Source organism: Streptomyces sp. WMMC500 (assembly GCF_027497195.1).
Lineage (GTDB): Bacteria > Actinomycetota > Actinomycetes > Streptomycetales > Streptomycetaceae > Streptomyces.
Genome location: NZ_CP114905.1, coordinates 5,013,571 through 5,031,223, shown reverse-complemented (window position 1 = coordinate 5,031,223; position 17,653 = coordinate 5,013,571). Strand labels below are relative to the sequence as shown.

18 protein-coding genes and 1 tRNA gene are annotated in these 17,653 nt (G+C 68.8%); 10 read left to right on the top strand and 9 right to left on the bottom strand.

Annotated features, from left to right (window positions below; translation table 11 throughout):
- Positions 1 to 146: 146 nt before the first annotated feature.
- Positions 147 to 821 (top strand): Crp/Fnr family transcriptional regulator, encoded by a 675-nt coding sequence (locus tag O7599_RS21670; protein WP_181788951.1) that lies wholly within the window; start codon positions 147 to 149, stop codon positions 819 to 821.
- Positions 822 to 848: 27 nt separating this feature from the next.
- Here the strand turns inward: O7599_RS21670 and O7599_RS21665 are convergent, their stop codons facing one another.
- The 4 genes from O7599_RS21665 to O7599_RS21650 form a co-directional block, all read right to left on the bottom strand.
- Positions 849 to 1,682, bottom strand: coding sequence for an MBL fold metallo-hydrolase (locus tag O7599_RS21665; RefSeq protein ID WP_281617260.1), 834 nt, complete (start codon positions 1,680 to 1,682; stop codon positions 849 to 851).
- 73 nt (positions 1,683 to 1,755) lie between these two features.
- Complete coding sequence (locus O7599_RS21660; protein ID WP_281623466.1) at positions 1,756 to 2,637, bottom strand: NUDIX domain-containing protein; 882 nt, start codon at positions 2,635 to 2,637, stop codon at positions 1,756 to 1,758.
- Between the two features lie 152 nt (positions 2,638 to 2,789).
- Positions 2,790 to 3,257 carry a RidA family protein gene (locus O7599_RS21655; RefSeq protein ID WP_281617259.1) on the bottom strand — a complete coding sequence of 156 codons (468 nt, stop codon included), beginning with the start codon at positions 3,255 to 3,257 and terminating at the stop codon, positions 2,790 to 2,792.
- Entirely contained in the window at positions 3,257 to 3,412 is a 156-nt protein-coding gene (locus O7599_RS21650; protein WP_181790812.1) for a DUF4177 domain-containing protein, read from the bottom strand. Before O7599_RS21650 ends, O7599_RS21655 begins: the two co-directional genes overlap by 1 nt.
- A 96-nt stretch (positions 3,413 to 3,508) precedes the next feature.
- On the opposite strand from O7599_RS21650, the gene O7599_RS21645 reads away from it, so the two are divergent.
- Positions 3,509 to 4,492, top strand: a complete 984-nt coding sequence (locus O7599_RS21645; protein ID WP_281617258.1) for an ArsA-related P-loop ATPase — start codon at positions 3,509 to 3,511, stop codon at positions 4,490 to 4,492.
- A complete protein-coding gene (locus tag O7599_RS21640; RefSeq protein WP_281617257.1) occupies positions 4,489 to 5,685 on the top strand; it encodes an ArsA family ATPase in 1,197 nt (398 codons plus the stop codon). The genes O7599_RS21645 and O7599_RS21640 overlap by 4 nt, the downstream gene beginning before the upstream one ends.
- Before the next feature lie 181 nt (positions 5,686 to 5,866).
- Here the strand turns inward: O7599_RS21640 and O7599_RS21635 are convergent, their stop codons facing one another.
- Positions 5,867 to 6,223, bottom strand: a complete 357-nt coding sequence (locus tag O7599_RS21635; RefSeq protein ID WP_281617256.1) for a WhiB family transcriptional regulator — start codon at positions 6,221 to 6,223, stop codon at positions 5,867 to 5,869.
- 387 nt (positions 6,224 to 6,610) lie between these two features.
- Here O7599_RS21635 and O7599_RS21630 point away from each other — a divergent pair, with 387 nt between their 5' ends.
- Complete coding sequence (locus tag O7599_RS21630) at positions 6,611 to 8,905, top strand: transglycosylase domain-containing protein (protein WP_281617255.1); 2,295 nt, start codon at positions 6,611 to 6,613, stop codon at positions 8,903 to 8,905.
- 54 nt (positions 8,906 to 8,959) lie between these two features.
- On the opposite strand, the gene O7599_RS21625 is transcribed toward O7599_RS21630, so the two are convergent.
- On the bottom strand, positions 8,960 to 9,427 hold the full coding sequence (locus O7599_RS21625; protein WP_281617254.1) for a GatB/YqeY domain-containing protein: 468 nt from the start codon (positions 9,425 to 9,427) through the stop codon (positions 8,960 to 8,962).
- A gap of 97 nt (positions 9,428 to 9,524) precedes the next feature.
- Between O7599_RS21625 and O7599_RS21620 the strand changes: the two genes are divergently transcribed.
- From O7599_RS21620 to O7599_RS21595, 6 genes are all read left to right on the top strand, one after another.
- Positions 9,525 to 10,496 (top strand): metallophosphoesterase, encoded by a 972-nt coding sequence (locus tag O7599_RS21620; RefSeq protein WP_281617253.1) that lies wholly within the window; start codon positions 9,525 to 9,527, stop codon positions 10,494 to 10,496.
- A 12-nt stretch (positions 10,497 to 10,508) separates the two neighbouring features.
- A tRNA-Pro gene (locus O7599_RS21615) sits at positions 10,509 to 10,582 on the top strand.
- Between the two features lie 243 nt (positions 10,583 to 10,825).
- The gene (locus O7599_RS21610) at positions 10,826 to 11,506 is read left to right on the top strand and encodes a DUF488 family protein (protein ID WP_281617252.1); all 681 of its coding nucleotides are present in this window, start codon (positions 10,826 to 10,828) and stop codon (positions 11,504 to 11,506) included.
- Positions 11,507 to 11,595: 89 nt separating this feature from the next.
- Entirely contained in the window at positions 11,596 to 12,429 is an 834-nt protein-coding gene (locus O7599_RS21605; RefSeq protein ID WP_281617251.1) for a hypothetical protein, read from the top strand.
- Between the two features lie 688 nt (positions 12,430 to 13,117).
- Positions 13,118 to 13,678, top strand: coding sequence for a hypothetical protein (locus tag O7599_RS21600; RefSeq protein ID WP_281617250.1), 561 nt, complete (start codon positions 13,118 to 13,120; stop codon positions 13,676 to 13,678).
- The gene (locus O7599_RS21595; protein WP_281617249.1) at positions 13,675 to 14,355 is read left to right on the top strand and encodes a hypothetical protein; all 681 of its coding nucleotides are present in this window, start codon (positions 13,675 to 13,677) and stop codon (positions 14,353 to 14,355) included. Before O7599_RS21600 ends, O7599_RS21595 begins: the two co-directional genes overlap by 4 nt.
- 307 nt (positions 14,356 to 14,662) lie before the next feature.
- On the opposite strand, the gene O7599_RS21590 is transcribed toward O7599_RS21595, so the two are convergent.
- From O7599_RS21590 to O7599_RS21580, 3 genes are all read right to left on the bottom strand, one after another.
- A complete protein-coding gene (locus O7599_RS21590; RefSeq protein WP_281617248.1) occupies positions 14,663 to 16,642 on the bottom strand; it encodes a class I SAM-dependent DNA methyltransferase in 1,980 nt (659 codons plus the stop codon).
- A 20-nt stretch (positions 16,643 to 16,662) separates the two neighbouring features.
- A complete protein-coding gene (locus tag O7599_RS21585; RefSeq protein WP_281617247.1) occupies positions 16,663 to 17,292 on the bottom strand; it encodes a restriction endonuclease subunit S in 630 nt (209 codons plus the stop codon).
- Between the two features lie 86 nt (positions 17,293 to 17,378).
- Positions 17,379 to 17,588, bottom strand: coding sequence for a hypothetical protein (locus O7599_RS21580; protein WP_281617246.1), 210 nt, complete (start codon positions 17,586 to 17,588; stop codon positions 17,379 to 17,381).
- Positions 17,589 to 17,653: the final 65 nt, after the last annotated feature.

The window sequence follows — 17,653 nt, the reverse complement described above, 5'->3', positions numbered from 1 at the left end:
ATCGGACCCCTGGCGTACGGTTCACCCTGCGGTACGTCAAACTTGTGACTGATCGCACTGTTTTACTGTCCGGCATCATGGAAAGCGAACGGGCCGACCGAGCAACGGCCCGCGGTCGCCCGGGCACCCCGACAAGGAGAGAACTCGTGGACGACGTTCTGCGGCGCGCGCCGCTCTTCGCCGCGCTCGACGACGAGCAGGCCGCGGAGCTGCGTGCCTCCATGACCGAGGCGACGCTGTCGCGCGGTGACGCGCTCTTCCACGAGGGCGAGCCCGGCGACCGGCTGTACGTCGTCACCGAGGGCAAGGTCAAGCTCCACCGCACCTCCCCCGACGGGCGCGAGAACATGCTGGCCGTGCTCGGCCCCGGCGAGCTGATCGGGGAGCTGTCCCTGTTCGACCCGGGCCCCCGCACGGCCACCGCCACCGCGCTGACCGAGGTCAAGCTGCTGGGCCTCGGCCACGGCGACCTCCAGCCCTGGCTGAACGCCCGTCCCGAGGTCGCCTCCGCGCTGCTGCGGGCGGTCGCCCGCCGGCTGCGGCGCACCAACGACCAGATGTCCGACCTGGTCTTCTCCGACGTCCCGGGCCGCGTCGCCCGCGCCCTGCTGGACCTCTCGCGGCGCTTCGGCGTCCCCGGGGACGAGGGCATCCACGTGGTGCACGATCTGACGCAGGAGGAGCTGGCCCAGCTCGTCGGCGCCTCCCGGGAGACGGTCAACAAGGCGCTCGCGGACTTCGCCAGCCGCGGCTGGCTGCGCCTGGAGGCGCGGGCCGTGATCCTGCTCGACGTGGAGCGGCTCGCCAAGCGCTCGCGCTGACACCGGGCCGCCGCCGGGCGGCCCCGGCTACCTGATCAGGCCGTGCTCCTCCAGGTAGGCGAGCTGGGCGCGCACCGACAGCTCCGCCGCCGGCCACAGCGAGCGGTCCACGTCCGCGTACACATACGCCACCACGTCCGCCGGAGTGCGGTACCCGTTCTCGACGGCCGTCTCGACCTGCGCCAGCCGCGTCGCGCGGTGGGCCAGGTAGTACTCCACCGCGCCCTGCGCGTCCTCCAGCACCGGCCCGTGGCCCGGCAGCACCGTCGCGACGCCGTCGTCCACCGTCAGCGACCGCAGACGCCGCAGCGAGTCGAGATAGTCGCCCAGCCGGCCGTCCGGGTGGGCGACCATCGTCGTGCCGCGGCCGAGGACCGTGTCACCGGTGAGCACGGCGGCGTCGGCCGGCAGGTGGAAGCAGAGCGAGTCCGCCGTGTGTCCCGGCGTGGGTACGACCCGCAGCTCCAGCCCGCCGACGGATATCACGTCCCCCGCGGCCAGCCCCTCGCCGCCGAGGCGCAGCGCCGGGTCCAGCGCCCGCACCTTCGTCCCCGTCAGCTCCGCGAAGCGGGCCGCGCCCTCGGCGTGGTCCGCGTGCCCGTGGGTGAGCAGCGTGAGCGCCACCCGCAGGCCGGCCCGTTCCGCGGTGGCCACGACCGCCGCCAGATGGCCCTCGTCCAGCGGCCCGGGGTCGATCACCACGGCGCGTTCCGCGTCCGGCTCGGCGACGATCCACGTGTTCGTACCGTCGAGCGTCATGGGAGAGGCGTTGGGCGCCAGCACGCACGTCGCCCGGGCGGTGGCCGGTCCGCCGAGCACGCCGCCGCGCGGCTGCCCGGGCAACGCCGCCGCGTCCGTCATACGACCACCCCCGCCGTCTCCGCCGGAATCACAGGACTCACCGGAATCACAGGACTCACGGGCATCGCCGCCCTCATGACGGCAGCCTCCGCGTGAACTCTTCGTGCCCCGGAGCGCTCAGCACGACCTCGTCCCCCTCCATCCTGGCCTTCACCAGCACCGCCGACAGATCCCGCTCCCCCGCCGCGCCCAGCGCCTCGGCCGACGATCCGTACTCCCGCAGCCCGCGCAGCATCACGATCGTCGGCGGCAGCATCGCCAGCTCGCCCCGCTCGTACCCCGCGGCGGCCTCCGCGGGCCTGACCCACTCCGCACGGTCGGCCTCCGTCGAGGCGTTCCGCGTGCGCTGGCCCTCGGGGAGCGCGGCGACGAAGAACCACGTGTCGTACCGCCGGGTCTCGAACTCGGGGGTTATCCAGCGCGCCCAGGCGCCGAGCAGATCGGTCCGTACGACCAGCCCCCGGCGCGCCAGGAAGTCGGCGAAGCCCAGCTCGCGGGCGACCAGCGCCGCGCGGTCCGCCTCCCAGTCCGCCCCCGTGGTGTCCGCGATGACCTCCGTCGCCGAGACCCCGGCCAGCAGCACACCGGCCTCCTCGAACGTCTCCCGCACGGCGGCGCACACCACCGCCTGCGCCACGGGCTCCGCCACCTCCAGCCGCGCCGCCCACTGCGCCGGAGACGGCCCCGCCCAGGCCGCCCGGTCGAGCGGGCGCTCGTCCCGCGGGTCGACGCCGCCGCCCGGATAGGCGTACGCACCGGCGGCGAAGGGCATGGAGGTCTTGCGCCGCAGCATGTACACCCACGGGCCGTCGGGCGCCGTGCCGCGCAGCAGCAGCACCGTCGCCGCGCGGCGCGGCGTGACCGGCGTCAGCTCGCCGCGGGCGAGCGCGCGGATGCGCTCGGCGGGCGGAACCCACCGGACGTTCTCCCCGGTCGCTGCGTTCGCGGCGTTCATTTCGGACATGACCGGGAGCCTACGGGCTGCCGACGCCATGTTCGAGTGGGCGATCCGCAGCCTGTGGACAACCCGCGGCATGTGGACAACTCCGACCACGCCGACGCCCGCGCCCGGCTTCGCCCGCCCGCCCGGGAGCAGCCGCACTCCGCCTACTCGCCCAGCTCCGCCTGGAACTCGATCTCCACCGGCGCGTCCAGCGGCAGCACCGCGACCCCCACCGCACTCCGCGCGTGCACCCCGGCCTCGCCCAGCACCCGGCCCAGCAGCTCGCTCGCCCCGTTGACGACACCCGGCTGCCCCGTGAAGTCCGGCGCCGAGGCGACGAAGCCGCCGACCTTCACCACCCGTACGACCCGGTCGAGGTCCCCGGCGACCGACTTGATCGCCGCCAGCCCGTTCAGCGCACAGCGCGCCGCCAGCTCCTTGGCCTCCTCCGGCGTGACCTCCGCCCCGACCTTCCCGGTCAGCGGCAGCGCGCCGTCGACCATCGGGAGCTGCCCCGCGGTGAACACGTACGGCCCGCTGCGCACCGCCGGCACGTACGACGCCAGCGGCGGCACGACCTCGGGCAGGCTGAGCCCCAGCTCCGCGAGCTTCGCCTCGACCCGCCCGGCCATCAGCCCTTTTCCCGCTTCAGGTACGCCACGAGCTGCTCGGGGTTCGGCCCCGGCACGACCTGGACCAGCTCCCAGCCGTCCTCGCCCCACTGGTCCAGGATCTGCTTGGTGGCGTGTACGAGCAGCGGCACGGTCGCGTATTCCCACTTCGTCATGGGCCAGACTCTAGCCCGCCGCCGGCGGCGGCCGCTCGGGGCCGTCGGGCGGAGGCGGTCTGCTGAGTCGCGGTCCGAGGAATTAGGCTCGCGGACATGAGCGGGCTCCAAAGGCTGCACGTGGTGACCGGCAAGGGCGGGACCGGCAAGACGACCGTCGCCGCCGCCCTGGCGCTGGCTCTGGCCGCCGACGGCAGGCGCACCCTGCTCGTCGAGGTGGAGGGGCGGCAGGGCATCGCCCAGCTCTTCGAGACCGAGCCGCTGCCGTACGAAGAGCGGCGCATCGCCTCCGCGCCGGGCGGCGGCGACGTCTACGCGCTCGCCATCGACGCCGAGCAGGCCCTGCTGGACTACCTGCAGATGTTCTACCGGATGGGCAGCGCGGGGCGCGCACTGCGCCGCCTCGGCGCCATCGACTTCGTCACCACTATCGCCCCCGGCCTGCGCGACGTCCTGCTCACCGGCAAGGCGTGCGAGGCCGCCCGCCGCCAGGACAAGCACGGGCGGCACGCGTACGACGCGGTCGTCATGGACGCCCCGCCGACCGGCCGCATCACGCGCTTCCTGGGCGTCAACGCCGAGGTCGCCGGGCTGGCCAAGGCGGGACCCATCCACAACCACGCCCGGTCCGTGATGCGGGTGCTGACCTCGGCCCGCACCGCCGTGCACCTCGTCACCCTCCTCGAGGACATGCCCGTGCAGGAGACCGTCGACGGCGTCGCCGAACTGCGCGAGGCCGGGCTGCAGGTCGGCGCCGCGGTGGTCAACATGGTGCGCCCGGCCCTGATGGACGAAGCCGAGCTGGAACGCGCCGCGACCGACCCGGCTGCCCTCGCCGCCGCGCTGTCCGCCGCCGGACTGGGCGGCGCGAGCCGGGGCGCCCGGGCGGAGCGGCTGGTCGCGCCGCTGCTGCGGCAGGCACGTGAGCACGCGGAGCGGCTGGCCCTGGAACGTACGCAACGGGCCGCGCTGGCGCGGCTGGAGCTGCCGCAGTACGAGCTGCCGCTGCTCACCGAGGGAGTGGACCTGGCCGGCCTCTACCGGCTCTCCGGCGAGCTGGGAAAGCAGTGGTCCCTATGAGCCTCGACACCGCGCCCCGGCTGGACGCCGACGCGCTCCTCGACGACCCGCAGACCCGCATCGTCGTCTGCTGCGGCGCCGGCGGCGTCGGCAAGACGACGACGGCCGCCGCCCTCGGCGTACGGGCCGCGGAGCGCGGCCGCCGCGTCGTGGTGCTCACCATCGACCCGGCGAAGCGGCTGGCGCAGTCCATGGGCATCGACGCCCTGGACAACAGCCCGCGGCGGGTCGAGGGCATCGAGGGGTCCGGCGAGCTGTACGCCATGATGCTCGACATGAAGCGCACCTTCGACGAGATCGTCGAGGCGCACGCGGACGCCGACCGGGCCCGCGCCATCCTGGAGAACCCCTTCTACCAGTCGCTGTCGGCCGGCTTCGCCGGCACGCAGGAGTACATGGCGATGGAGAAGCTGGGCCAGTTGCGGGCCCGGGACTCCTGGGACCTGATCATCGTGGACACCCCGCCGAGCCGCTCCGCGCTGGACTTCCTGGACGCGCCGAAGCGGCTGGGCTCCTTCCTCGACGGGCGCTTCATCAGACTGCTGACCGCGCCGGCGAAGGCCGGCGGCCGGGCGGGGATGAAGTTCCTCAACGTCGGGATGTCGATGATGACGGGCACGATCGGCAAGCTGCTGGGTGCGTCCCTGCTGCGCGACGTGCAGACGTTCGTCGCGGCGATGGACACGCTCTTCGGCGGCTTCCGCACGCGCGCGGAGGCGACGTACCGGCTGCTGCAGGCGCCGGGCACGGCGTTCCTGGTGGTGGCGACCCCGGAGCGGGACGCGCTGCGGGAGGCGGCATATTTTGTCGAACGGCTCGAAGCGGACCGGATGCCGCTGGCGGGACTGGTGCTCAACCGCGTGCATGAGAGCGACGCGGCGCAACTGAGCGCAGAGCGCGCGCTGGCGGCGGCGGAGGCGCTGGACGAGCGGGGCGTGGACGACGCGGGCTCCGGCGCGAAGAGCGCGGGGGCGGCGGGCGCGGCGGGCGCGGAAGCCGCGGCGCTGCTGCGGCTGCATGCGGAGCGGATGCAGGTGCTGGCGCACGAGCGCCGTACGCGGGACCGCTTCGCGGCGCTGCACCCGGAGGTTCCGGTCACTCAGGTCACCGCGCTGCCGGGGGATGTGCACGACCTCGCGGGGCTGCGGGACGTGGCCGGGCGGCTGACGGCGCAGGAGACGCCGGGCACGTAGGAAGACGCCGACCGCGGAGGTAGGGGCACGCGTGGGGGCGTAGCCGGGGGGTACGGCGCGCGGCCGGTGGTCGGCCCGTAAGCAACGGGGTCAGGGAGGCTCACGGGCGGGGGTTGCGCCAGGCTTACGACGGGCACACGGCGGCTCTAGGCGGGGCCCGGGGCCCCGGAGCCCGGCGGAGTCAGCCCGCGGCGACCGGCAGTTCCTCCGCGGCGCGCAGCGCCTCCTCGTGCAGGGCGCCCTCGTGCAGCGGCGTCCCCGCGCTCTCGTACTCCTCGCGCGCCGTCTCCAGCAGTCTGCGCCACGACGTGACCGTGGGCCGGCGGCGCAGCAGCGCCCGCCGCTCGCGCTCGGTCATACCGCCCCACACGCCGAACTCGACGCGGTTGTCGAGCGCGTCGGCGAGGCACTCGGTGCGCACCGGGCATCCGGTGCAGACCGCCTTGGCTCTGTTCTGTGCCGCGCCCTGCACGAACAGTTCGTCCGGATCGGCAGTGCGGCAGGCTGCCTGTGCGCTCCAGTCGGTAACCCAGCTCATGCTGGCGCCGTCCTCTCCCGAATTGAGGCTCCCCCACGGCGGCAAAGGGCATATGCACCGTTGCCAGTTGAGGACGTTACGGAAGGAGTGCGCCAACGCAACACCCCCGTCAGGCCCAAAGTTGAATGGCCCGAACGGACTATGCGTACGCGGCAGATCACCCACCGGAGTGAGCCCTCCCAGCCAGGGGCGATCCGGTCAAAGCGGGCAGTTCGCCGGCTTGCACTCGGAATCGCGGGCGTCACATGTTGTCAATTCGGTCAAGCCTCATCACCCACAGGAGTGAACGAGTGAGCGAGGTGAACCGTGGCCGGTGGTGATGGCCGAAAACAGCGTAGGCGAACAGACGGGCGGCTGTCCGGGGAATCAGAAGTTAGGGTGGGCCCCATGGCCTACAAGCGCCCGGGCGGCGGACTCACCGCCACGCAGCAAGCCGCGAAGTTCCTCGGCGTCAGCGTCCTCGCCGGCTCCGTGCTCGCGGGCCTCGCGCTGCCCGCCGCCGGCCTGCTGGGCCTGACGGCCAAGGGGACGGTCTCGGAGTTCGACGACATCCCCGCCGACCTCAAGCGCCCGCCGCTCAGCCAGAAGACGACCATCCTCGACAGCGAGGGCGGCCACCTGGCCGACGTCTACTCGCGCAACCGCACGGTGGTCGAGTTCGACGAGATCGCGCCGGTGATGCGGCAGGCGATCGTCGCGATCGAGGACGAGCGGTTCTACGAGCACGGGGCCGTCGACCTGCAGGGCATCCTGCGCGCACTCAACACCAACGCGCAGTCCGGCGAGGTCTCCGAGGGCGCCTCCACGCTCACCCAGCAGTACGTGAAGAACGTCTTCGTCGAAGAGGCGGGCGACGACCCGGAGAAGGTCGCGGAGGCCACCCGGCAGACGCTCGGGCGCAAGATCCAGGAGCTGAAGTACGCGATACAGGTCGAGAAGGAGCTGACCAAGGACGAGATCCTGGAGAACTACCTGAACATCGCCTTCTTCGGCCAGCAGGCGTACGGCATCGAGGCCGCCGCCGAGCGCTACTTCAGCAAGTCCGCCGACAAGCTGACCCTCGCCGAGTCCGCGATGCTCGCCGGCATCGTGCAGTCACCGAGCCGGTACGACCCGGTCAACGACCCGGAAGAGGCCGAGAAGCGCCGTAACACCGTGCTGCGGCGCATGGTCAGCAATGACCACGTCACCCGGGCCGAGGCCGACAAGGCCATGCAGGAGCCGCTGGGCCTCAAGGTCAGCCAGCCGCGCAGCGGGTGCATCACCGCCGTCAGCGGCGCCGGGTTCTTCTGCGACTACGTGCGCGAGGTGCTGCTCAAGGACAAGCGCTTCGGCAAGACGCCGGAACAGCGCCTCAAGCGCTGGAACCGCGGCGGCCTGACCATCCGCACCACGCTCGACCCGACGGCGCAGAAGTCCGCCAACGAGTCGATCCAGAGCCACGTCTACCAGGACGACACCGTCGCCACCGCGGTGACCATGGTGGAGCCCGGCACCGGCAAGATCCGCGCGATGGGGCAGTCCAGGCCGTACGGCTCGGGCAAGAACGAGTTGATGATCAACCTGTCCGTGGAGAAGTCCATGAACGGGTCCAACTACGGCTTCCAGGTCGGCTCCACGTTCAAGCCCTTCACGGCGGCGGCGGCACTGGAACAGGGTGTGCCGAACACGAAGGTGTACCCGTCGCCGAACGAGATGCCGTACCCGAGCCCGGTGGACACGTGCGAGGACGGCAAGGACTGGGTCAACACCGAGGGCTCCGAGGTCGCGAACGAGACGGAGGAGGAGGTCGGCCCGTACAGCATGCGCGAGGCCACCGCCAAGTCCATCAACACCTACTTCGTCGACCTCATCTCGGACATCGGCATCTGCCCGGTCAAGGAGCTGGCGCAGAGCATGGGCGTCCACCGGGGCGACGGCAAGGAGCTGGAGGAGTCCCCCTCGCTCACCCTCGGCGGCCAGACCATCGCGCCGCTGGCGATGGCCAACGCGTACGCGACCTTCGCCAACCGCGGCGAGTACTGCAGCCCGGTCGCCATCGAGTCGATCAAGGACGCCAGGGGCAAGAGGATCCCGGTGCCGAAGTCGCGGTGCAAGCGCGTCATGTCGGAGAAGACGGCCGGAACGATGAACACCCTGCTGTCGGGCGTCGTCGAGGACGGCACCGGCCAGGAGGCGGGGCTGACCGGGCGGGACAACGCGGGCAAGACCGGTACGACGGACGAGCGGAAGGCCGCCTGGTTCGTCGGCTACACCGCGGACCTCGCCGGCGCGGTGTGGGTCGGCGGCCCGACGGACGACGTCTCCATGGAGAACATCCAGATCGGCCCCACGTACCACGCCCGCGTCTTCGGTGGCGCGGTCCCGGGCCCCATCTGGCGCGACGCCATGGACGGCGCCCTGGCGGGCACGACGTCGCCGGCGCTGTACAAGGTCCCGGTGGCGGCGGACCGCCCGGACAGGGACGAGGACGACGACGAGGACGAGGACGACAGGCCGGACGACCCGCTGGGCGGCCTCCTCGGCGGCAATAACGGGAACGGCGGCGGGAACGGCGGCAACGGCGGTGGCATCGGGGGCGGAGGCACCGGCGGCGGCACCCTCGACGGGGGCAGCCTCGACGGCGGCGCGCTGGACGGCGGCTGGGCGGACGGCGGGAACGGCGGCTGGACGGACAGGTGAGAGGGCCGGCCACGGCGGCCGGCCCCCGCACCCGGACTCAGCGTCCGCAGTAGGTCACCCCTGGCCCAGGGCGCGCTTGACGGCGGCGGCCACGCGCCCGCCCTCGGCCCGCCCGGCGACCCTGGGGTTCACGATCTTCATCACGGCGCCCATGGCCCGCGGCCCCTCGGCCCCGGCCGCCTTCGCCTCGGCGACGGCCTCGTCGACCAGCGCACCCAGCTCCTCGTCACCGAGCGGCTTCGGCAGGTAGTCCGCGAGGACCTCCCCCTCGGCGCGCTCCCGCTCGGCGGACTCCGTACGACCACCCTGCGCGAAGGCCTCCGCGGCCTCACGCCGCTTCTTGGCCTCGCGGGTGATCACCTTCAGCACCTCGTCGTCGGAGAGCACGCGCGCCTCCTTGCCCGCGACCTCCTCCTTCGTGATCGCGGTGAGCGTCATACGGAGGGTGGCGGCGCGCAGCTCGTCGCGGCCCTTGATGGCGGCCGTGAGGTCGTCCTGCAGCTTCGACTTGAGCGTGGTCATGCCCGGAGTCTCCCATGCCGCACCCGGCACCCCGCCGACAGAACGCGCACGGGCGCCCCGGGAGCCCCGTGCCCCGCACCTCTGCGACGATAGGAGGATGCGCGCGCGATACGGAGTGCCCCTGGGCCTGGCCGCCCTCTCGGCCGGCGGCGTCGCCTACGCCGCCGCGGTCGAACCCCGCGCCTTCCGGCTCCGCCGGATCACCGTCCCCGTCCTGCCGGAGGGCATGCACCCGCTGCGGGTCCTGCAGATCTCGGACATCCACATGGTCTCGGGCCAGCAGGCGAAGCGGCGCTGGCTGCACTCGCTGGCGGGCCTGCGTCCGGACCTGGTGGTGAACACGGGCGACAACCTGTCGGACCCCGACGCGGTGCCGGAGCTGCTGGACGCGCTGGGCCCGCTGATGGAGTTCCCGGGGACGTACGTCTTCGGCTCGAACGACTACTACGCGCCGACGTTCCGAAACCCCGGCCGCTACCTGATCGAGAAGGCCCGCGGCATACACGGCCTCAACGGCCGCGACCGCCTGCGCCACAACGTCCCCCGCAACCCCTGGGAGGGCATGCGCGACGCCTTCGAGGCGGCGGGCTGGGTGGGCCTGGACAACAGCCGCGGCCGGCTGAAGCTGGACAGCGGCACGGTGCTCGGTCTGACGGGCCTGGACGACCCCCACATCAAGCACGACCGCTACACCGCGGTCGCCGGCGGCCCCGACCCGGACGCGGACTTCTCCCTCGCCCTGGTCCACGCCCCGTACCTGCGCGTCCTCGACGCCTTCACGGCCGACGGCTACCCCCTGATCCTCGCCGGCCACACCCACGGCGGCCAGCTCTGCATCCCCTTCTACGGCGCCCTGGTGACCAACTGCGACCTGGACACCAACCGCGTCAAGGGCCTCTCCACCCACACCGCCGGCTCCCGCCGCGCAGCCCTCCACGTCTCCGCCGGCTGCGGCGCCAACCGCTACACCCCCTTCCGCTTCGCCTGCCCCCCGGAAGCCACGCTCCTCACCCTGGTCCCCACCCCCGGAAACGAATTTCACCCGACCCGCCCGGGTGGGCTACAGTAGTCCTCGCAGTCACGGGGTGTGGCGCAGCTTGGCAGCGCGCTTCGTTCGGGACGAAGAGGTCGTGGGTTCAAATCCCGCCACCCCGACAGCAAAGCACCAGGTCAGGGGCTTGATCCGCTTGATGGATCGGGCCCCTGAGTGGTTCCTGGAGACCGCTTGGGAGAAATCTGGGAGAAGATCTTGGTCGGCTTCTCTCAGGAGCAGTCTCCAGTGCCGCAGGAACAGCGGCGCTCGCGCCTCCCGGAACCTGCGCATTCGCGAATCCAGGGCTCGTAGCCGACCAGGAACACCGCGGCGGGCCGCCCCAACGGTCGTGAGGAACACCGCACATGGCAGGTCATCGCTCAGTGCCTCCACACGACCACGCCCGTGCGCTCGCCCGGCGGGTACGGGCATTGCGGGAGGACCGCGGGTGGTCGCGTGAACGACTGGCCAAGGAAGCGGGCATCGCCGTCGGGACGCTGGGCCGTCTAGAGAGCGAGGGGGCGATCCAGCCAGGTTTCTTCACCGTCGGCGCGGTGGCCGAGGCTCTTGCGGCCTCTCTCGACGATCTCTTCCAGGCGGCCCAGGTCACGCCCGGTCTCTGGTCAGCCGGATACGAAGGACGCGACATCGACTCGTTCGTCGCCGCGCTCGTAGATAGCCTTGTCAGCATCGTGGCGGACGTACGGCTCACCCCGATCAGCCGCAAGAAGGGCTTCAGCAAGACGCGCCTCAAGGAGGCCCTGGCCGAGGCCGGCATCGAGTACACACACCTGCGTGGCCTGGGCAACCCGAAGGACAACCGGGAGCCCTTCTGGGACGGCCGCGTCGAAGTGGGGCGGGCACGCTTCCGCAGCCTTCTGCGGTCCGACGAAGCCCAGGCCGACCTTGACCGCCTCGCAGTGCACGCCCAAGCATCGCGGGTCGCGGTGCTGTGCTTCGAGAAAGACGAGAGCCGCTGCCACCGACAGGTCGTCCTTGAGGCGATCCGGAACCGAGTCTCGGTCCCCGTAAACCGCCTGGCCTGACTTCGCCCCCCGGCTCCCGCAGGCGCCCTTGCCAGCGGTGCATGCCTCTCCTCCAATCGAATTGGGGAGACCAATGGAGGGGGCACACGATGGCGTCGTCGGCATTCAAGAAACGGCAGCGCGCCCGGATCGTGATCACGGTCAAGACGTACCCGGAGCTGTCCAACAAGTACCGCGAAACGAGCTGCGTGGCAGGCATACGCCTGGACCAGGGTGAACCGCAGCACGTACGGCTCTTCCCGGTGCCCTTCCGGCTCCTGAACGAGGACGCCCAGTTCTCCAAGTACTCGATCATCGAAGTCGACGTCGAACCGCACCGCCCGGAAAGAGACCCCCGCCCGGAGAGTCTCCGACCCGACCTCGACACGTTGGAGATCGTGGGCGACGTGCCCTCCGACGGCGGCTGGAAGAAGCGGTACCGGTACATCGAGCCGCTGGTCGCTCCCTCGCTCTGTGCCATCAAGCGCGATCAGGAGAGGCGAGGAACTTCCCTCGGCGTCTTCCGGCCCGCCGAGATCACCCGCTTCCGGATGGAGCCGGCCGAACCCTGGTCCGTCTCCAAGGCCGCATTAGCTCACCAAATCGACCTGTTCGAACAGGAGCTGAACCCGCTGGACTGGATACCACTCGACCTCCGCTACAGCTTCCGCTGTACCGACGACGACTGCCCGACCCACGACATGGGCCTGAAGGACTGGGAGGCCGGCCAGTCGTACCGCAAGTTCCTCCGCAAGTACGGCGAGCACCGGGTCCGTGAGGTACTGCGCAAGACTTGGTACAACCAGATGTGCTCCCCGAACAGGGCCGTCCACTTCTTTGTCGGCAACATCGCAGCCCACCCCAAGACCTTCATGCTCCTAGCCATCTTCTACCCGGAACGGAAGGTCGTCGAGTACGTGCAAGACAGTCTGTTTCCCGAGTAACGCACGAGGCTGACGCCCCCACGGCGCCACTCTAAGGGCTCGCAGATCAACAACACGCTTGTTTACAACCTCGGTAGTGTCGACCTCAGTGCTTGCTGGGTGCTACGTCGCTGCTGGTCATCCGGTCGTTAGCACAAGTCGCTGACACAGAACCGGAATCGGCGTGTTATTGATCTGGAAGTCCTTAAGTCGCGCCGGGCCGCCGCAGCGTGCGGCGGCCCGGCGCTGAACATCTTGCGAGTCCGCTGACAGTTCGTGCGCCATCGAGGCGAAGGCGGCAGAGCTGCGCGACTCAGCAGGCCGCCGCTCGCTGGCAGAACTCAGGAAGGCTGCAGCGCCGCCCTTGGGCCTGCCGTAGCGTGGCCTCACGGTTAGTAGGGGATGGGGGGCCATGGAACCGAGAAGCGCTGTCGCCGCCGGGAGGGACTTCCCGTACACGCTGGACACCACGTGCTACATCGAAGTTCACGAGGGCGGCCGAGTCACCCAGGGCGCGGGGCCCGATGCCTATCAACGAGCGGTTGCCGGAGAATCCCGCCTCTTCGCCGTCTGGCCCGGACAGTGGCGAAGCGACTGGACGCACTCCGGCGCCTGCTCGACGGCTGATCGTGGTCGTTCGGAGACCCCATGGAGAGAATCCGTGGACCGGCTGGCCATCCCAGACGAGGACTTCTGATACGAGGGGCACATGAACCAGTTCGAACTACGCCGCGTGGAGCAACAGCTCCGCGAAGCGCTGCAAGGTACCGCCCTGAGTTGGGTGATTGATGACGTGGACGCAGCAATCGCGGCGGGAGTACCTGAGGAGAAGATCCTCCGCCGACGTCAACAGCGCCACGGTGATGACTCCCCTGCCGCGACCCCAGCAGCGGCAGCGCTTCGGTACGAGGTAGTGGACCGCAGCGTGCTCGGTCCCGTTGAGTTCGAGGCATCACGCAAGCGCGGAAAGCTGGTCATTGCGACTCGAGCGATGACAGAGGAAGAGCGCGTCCGACTCCTCCTGGATGCACTGAGGCGAGTCCTTGTTGAGCTACCTGAGATGGAACTGGAGGTGCTGAAGGCACTCCGGAGCGAACATGGAGGAGACGCAGGTAGTCGGAGCGTCGCCGAAGCGGTCGTGTTCGAACCGGACGAGAGCGCTCAATCGCGCCGTAGCCGAACGGAGATCCGGGGAGATCGGATGCCGACTGAGGGACGTACACGCGTCAGTCGACTGGTGGCCGACGTGACGAGGGAGGTCGTCGGTTGAGCAACGTCGATGACCTCGTCAACGAGGTCAAGAGCCTTCTGGCGGCAGGAGCGGTGTCGTACGACTCCGCTTCGAAGCCGTCCGACGTCTACGAGGGTTTCGTCTTCTCCCAGATCGTCGCCACTGCGAGTCGGCACGGTGCCTCTGTCACCTATGAGGACGTCTACGGGGCGAAGGCCAGCAGCCTTGTCTTCCGGACAGGGCCGGGTCATCTATCCAGCGACAGTCAGCCCTTCACCCACGCTGTGATCGAATTCGACGGTGCTCCCGCCCTTGAGGTCCATCTCGGCGTCTATGTGACCGGCTCGTCAGGCGTGCTGCACGAGTGTGATGTGCTGGTGCTGCCGGCCGAGGAAGCCGCCCTGAGTCGAGCACAGGGATTCGCACCACGAGGAAGTCAGTGCGTCCTCATCGTCGAGTGCAAGTACTACATCTCCAACCTCGGCATCGGTCTCGCGCGGAACTTCGAGGGGCTGCGCGCCGACATTCGCACCCAGAGCGAGCTCTTCGTTTCCAACACCCGGTCATCGAACATTGTGCGGTATCTCGATGCCCGAAAGAGAGGCTTCGAGCCCGACGTGGTACCCAACTCGCCACAGGCCGGTTATCTCCAGGCAGAGATCAGAAAGACCTTCAAGAGCTACCTGAGCAAGCACGCACCCTCGACGGTTATCTGAATCCACCGAAGTGCCGCGCACCACAGATCCACGCGAGCCGATACGACGGAGCAAGAAGCCCTGAGCTGCTCTTGCGCTCCCGGCAGGTGATCACCGCCGTGAGCTTCTCCAAGCAGGTGACACATTCGGCGGTTTGGTTTCTGAGATGGGCCTGGACATCGATCTGGTGCGGGTGGACCTATGGGAAGTAGAGGACCGCAGACTCGCCAGTTTCACCAAGGTCTACCCGACTCCGGGTTGAGGAGTTCACCTTCGTGTAGCCGTTGACTTACCTTCCGCCAGGCTGCACTCGATGGATGCAGGACGGCTATGTGTAACCGAGTTGCTCCAGGCGGTCCCGAAGTCTTGCTTCTGTGACCTCGTTCTGTCTCTCAAGGTCCATGAGCGACGTCTCGTATCGGTCGCCCCACGAACGATAGATATCGACCAGTTCCTGTCGCTCCGCGACGATGAGCTTCTCCACTCGTGAGCGGAGATCCTTACCAAGGTCATCAAGCACTTGTTCGCGCGGCAGCTTCTGAGGAATAGACGCAGGCTTCCTGGCATCATCAGTGGCCCATCGGGCGATGACACTAGAGAAGCCCCAGAGGTCGAGGCTTCTGAGGTCATCGTGCCGGTCCGACCACCACGCTGCAAAGGCTCCGTTTAGCTGATATTGGTCCAGGATCCTCCCCGGCAACAGACTCGCGCGGAAGGCTGCCATGAACCGTGGGTACAACCCCAACAGCCTGGTGGTACCAGCTAGTTCAGCCAACCGTGACGCCGTTTCCCTCCACCAGCGGCCATAGCGGGCGATGAACTCTTCCTCCCGGGCAATAGCGAGATCTGGGATACGAGCTGCGGCCGCATCACAGCCGCCGCTCGGGAAGTCGAGATACCTGGAGTTTTTCAGACGGAACAGATCATCGAGGGCGATGCCGTATGCATGAAACCTTGCCATTTTTGCCTCAACTTCTTCTCTCGGCACACCGCCGAAGAGCGCCGCATGGACGTCGAGCGGTGGCTCGACAGGCGGGCCAGCATCCACGTAGAGGCGGACGTTGAGGTTGAAGTTGTTACTCGCGATCTCAGCCATACGGACAGCCCGTGAGAATCCAGGAATTTGGTCCCACTCGCGGAAAACACCCACAATTTTCTCGATGTTCTGTGATTCCAGGTAGTTCTGCGACCGCCCTGTGACCACTTCATGCTCCGCATTGACGAAGAGCACTTGGCCTCGCTGATCCGCGGGGGGGCCGTTCGTTCCTCGAAATACCAGAATACAGGCAGGGATGGAGGTGCCGTAGAAGACGTTAGGGCCGATACCGATCACTGCTTCGAGTCGGTTGTCCTCGATAATTCTCCGGCGGATCTCGCCTTCCACCCCTCCCCGAAAAAGGACGCCGTACGGGACGACCACCGCTCCGACCCCGTCCGGGCTGAGCACAGCCAGCACGTGCTGGATGTTCATGAGGTCGGCCTTGCCCTGCCCCGGGGTCCAGCCGTATTTCATGCGCTCCGGATGCCTCACCTCCTCCGCGGAATAGTTGATGGAGAAGGGTGGATTCGTCAGTACACGATCGAAGCGGGTGAGACTCCCGTCCTCCTCCACATGCAGCGGGTCGACCAAGGTGTCGCCGCAGAGCACCAACCCGTCAGTGACACCGTGCAACAGGAGGTTCAGCCGGGCCGTCGAGCAAGTCGCGCTGTTCACCTCTTGTCCGTACAGGCTGAGGTTCGCGCCGTCCGCTCCATGTTCGCCGACATACTGACTAGCCTGGATCAGTAGGCCGCCAGAACCAGCGAACGGGTCGTAGACCGACTGCCCCCCTTCAGGCCGCACCAGCCGTACCATCAGCTGAGCTACGGAGCGGGGGGTGAAGTGCTCTCCGCCCTTTTTTCCAGCGATATCAGCGAAGTTACTGAGCATCCCTTCATAGGCGCGGCCAACCTCGTCTCTGAACTCCATGTCGTCGTCGCCCAGCGGAATTCGGTCGAAATGTTCGACCAGCGCCGTCAAATCGGCTCGACCCAGCCTCCTGTCGAAATCCAGGGCGTCGAAGAGACCCTTCAATACGTCGGGGTTGCTTCGCTCAAGTTCCCAGAAAGCCTCGTTGAGGACATGCCCCAGTGCTTTTCCCTCGTAGCCCTTGATGAAGGACCATTGTGCCCGCTCAGGCACTCGAAGAATACCGGGCTGGTCTGAGGCTCGCTTGAGGAGCAGTATCCCAGAGATAACGTCACCGTACTGAGAGGCATCGATCCGACCGCGCAGGATGCTGGCTGCGTCGAAGAGGGTACTTGCCAATCGTTGGGCGCTGAGCGGACTCACGCGGACCTCGTTCCCTGGATCATCTCTCCGAAGATGGCCGGCCGTAGCGCTTCAAGACGATCAGTCAACTGCCGCTGGCTCCTGATCCGGGCGTCAACGTCGGCCAAGACTTCGACGACGGCCTGCTGGCGGTTCATGGGTGGCACGGTGACGGGCAGCTCGTTGAGCATGGCTGAGTTGAGCGACGGCACTGTCCCCGGGAGGGAACGTCCCAGCAAGTACCGTTGCACTGGTGGATACGAGAGGTATGACGCCAGGTACGCGGGGATGATGCGCTCAAGGCGGGGCCTGAGGCGCAGACAGGATGAGTTGTAAAGCCATGTGGCTTGCCCCCCCTCGATCAGCGCCAGCCGACCGAGTGTGCCCTGCCGTACGAGGAGGATGTCATCCTCCTTCAGAGCGAACCGGGAGAGGCGTTCGGCCTCGCTCTCCGACACACGGCGCAAACGCCGGGTGTCCACGGTGTGGTCGTCAGTGAGATCCGGCGGTGAAATCACCGGCACCCCTTCGGGGCCGTCATGCAGGGTGTCAAGCCGCGACCCGGACGGGCCGGCCGTCACCTCGCAGAGACTCCGGAGCGCAATTTGCTCACCGTGAGCTACAGATACGACGTCGCCAACCGGCACAGCGCCTCCACCCCATTCCACCCACACGGACTTCTTGTTTGTCCAGGCGGGGAGCCAAGGGCTCCTCGCCTGCTGCTGTCGATTGATCAGACCGTACGCAGCCAGTAGCGCATCGCCGTACGCACCACTTCCTCCACCACAACGGTCAGGAGCACGGTGGCGACCACTAGCAATACCGCCTTTCCGTGCGCCACGACCGCCGCACACGCCACCGCAGTGGTCCACAGCAGGACCAGCACCGCTCTCCTGGCCCGAGGCGGCAGCGGCCATGCATGATGGACATCGACGATCCTCATTGGGGTTGTCCTTCCTGCCCCCGCGCCATGCACGGGGACGGTAGTGCCGCACCGCCTCGCCGGCC

What these genes read in the sequence shown, in the direction of transcription:
- O7599_RS21665 (WP_281617260.1), bottom strand. Translation starts at nt 1,682, where the DNA reads ATGACGGACGCGGCGGCGTTGCCCGGGCAGCCGCGCGGCGGCGTGCTC.
- O7599_RS21660 (WP_281623466.1), bottom strand. Translation starts at nt 2,637, where the DNA reads ATGAACGCCGCGAACGCAGCGACCGGGGAGAACGTCCGGTGGGTTCCG.
- O7599_RS21655 (WP_281617259.1), bottom strand. Translation starts at nt 3,257, where the DNA reads ATGGCCGGGCGGGTCGAGGCGAAGCTCGCGGAGCTGGGGCTCAGCCTG.
- O7599_RS21650 (WP_181790812.1), bottom strand. Translation starts at nt 3,412, where the DNA reads ATGACGAAGTGGGAATACGCGACCGTGCCGCTGCTCGTACACGCCACC.
- O7599_RS21645 (WP_281617258.1), top strand. Translation starts at nt 3,509, where the DNA reads ATGAGCGGGCTCCAAAGGCTGCACGTGGTGACCGGCAAGGGCGGGACC.
- O7599_RS21640 (WP_281617257.1), top strand. Translation starts at nt 4,489, where the DNA reads ATGAGCCTCGACACCGCGCCCCGGCTGGACGCCGACGCGCTCCTCGAC.
- O7599_RS21635 (WP_281617256.1), bottom strand. Translation starts at nt 6,223, where the DNA reads ATGAGCTGGGTTACCGACTGGAGCGCACAGGCAGCCTGCCGCACTGCC.
- O7599_RS21630 (WP_281617255.1), top strand. Translation starts at nt 6,611, where the DNA reads ATGGCCTACAAGCGCCCGGGCGGCGGACTCACCGCCACGCAGCAAGCC.
- O7599_RS21625 (WP_281617254.1), bottom strand. Translation starts at nt 9,427, where the DNA reads ATGACCACGCTCAAGTCGAAGCTGCAGGACGACCTCACGGCCGCCATC.
- O7599_RS21620 (WP_281617253.1), top strand. Translation starts at nt 9,525, where the DNA reads ATGCGCGCGCGATACGGAGTGCCCCTGGGCCTGGCCGCCCTCTCGGCC.
- O7599_RS21610 (WP_281617252.1), top strand. Translation starts at nt 10,826, where the DNA reads ATGGCAGGTCATCGCTCAGTGCCTCCACACGACCACGCCCGTGCGCTC.
- O7599_RS21605 (WP_281617251.1), top strand. Translation starts at nt 11,596, where the DNA reads ATGGCGTCGTCGGCATTCAAGAAACGGCAGCGCGCCCGGATCGTGATC.
- O7599_RS21600 (WP_281617250.1), top strand. Translation starts at nt 13,118, where the DNA reads ATGAACCAGTTCGAACTACGCCGCGTGGAGCAACAGCTCCGCGAAGCG.
- O7599_RS21580 (WP_281617246.1), bottom strand. Translation starts at nt 17,588, where the DNA reads ATGAGGATCGTCGATGTCCATCATGCATGGCCGCTGCCGCCTCGGGCC.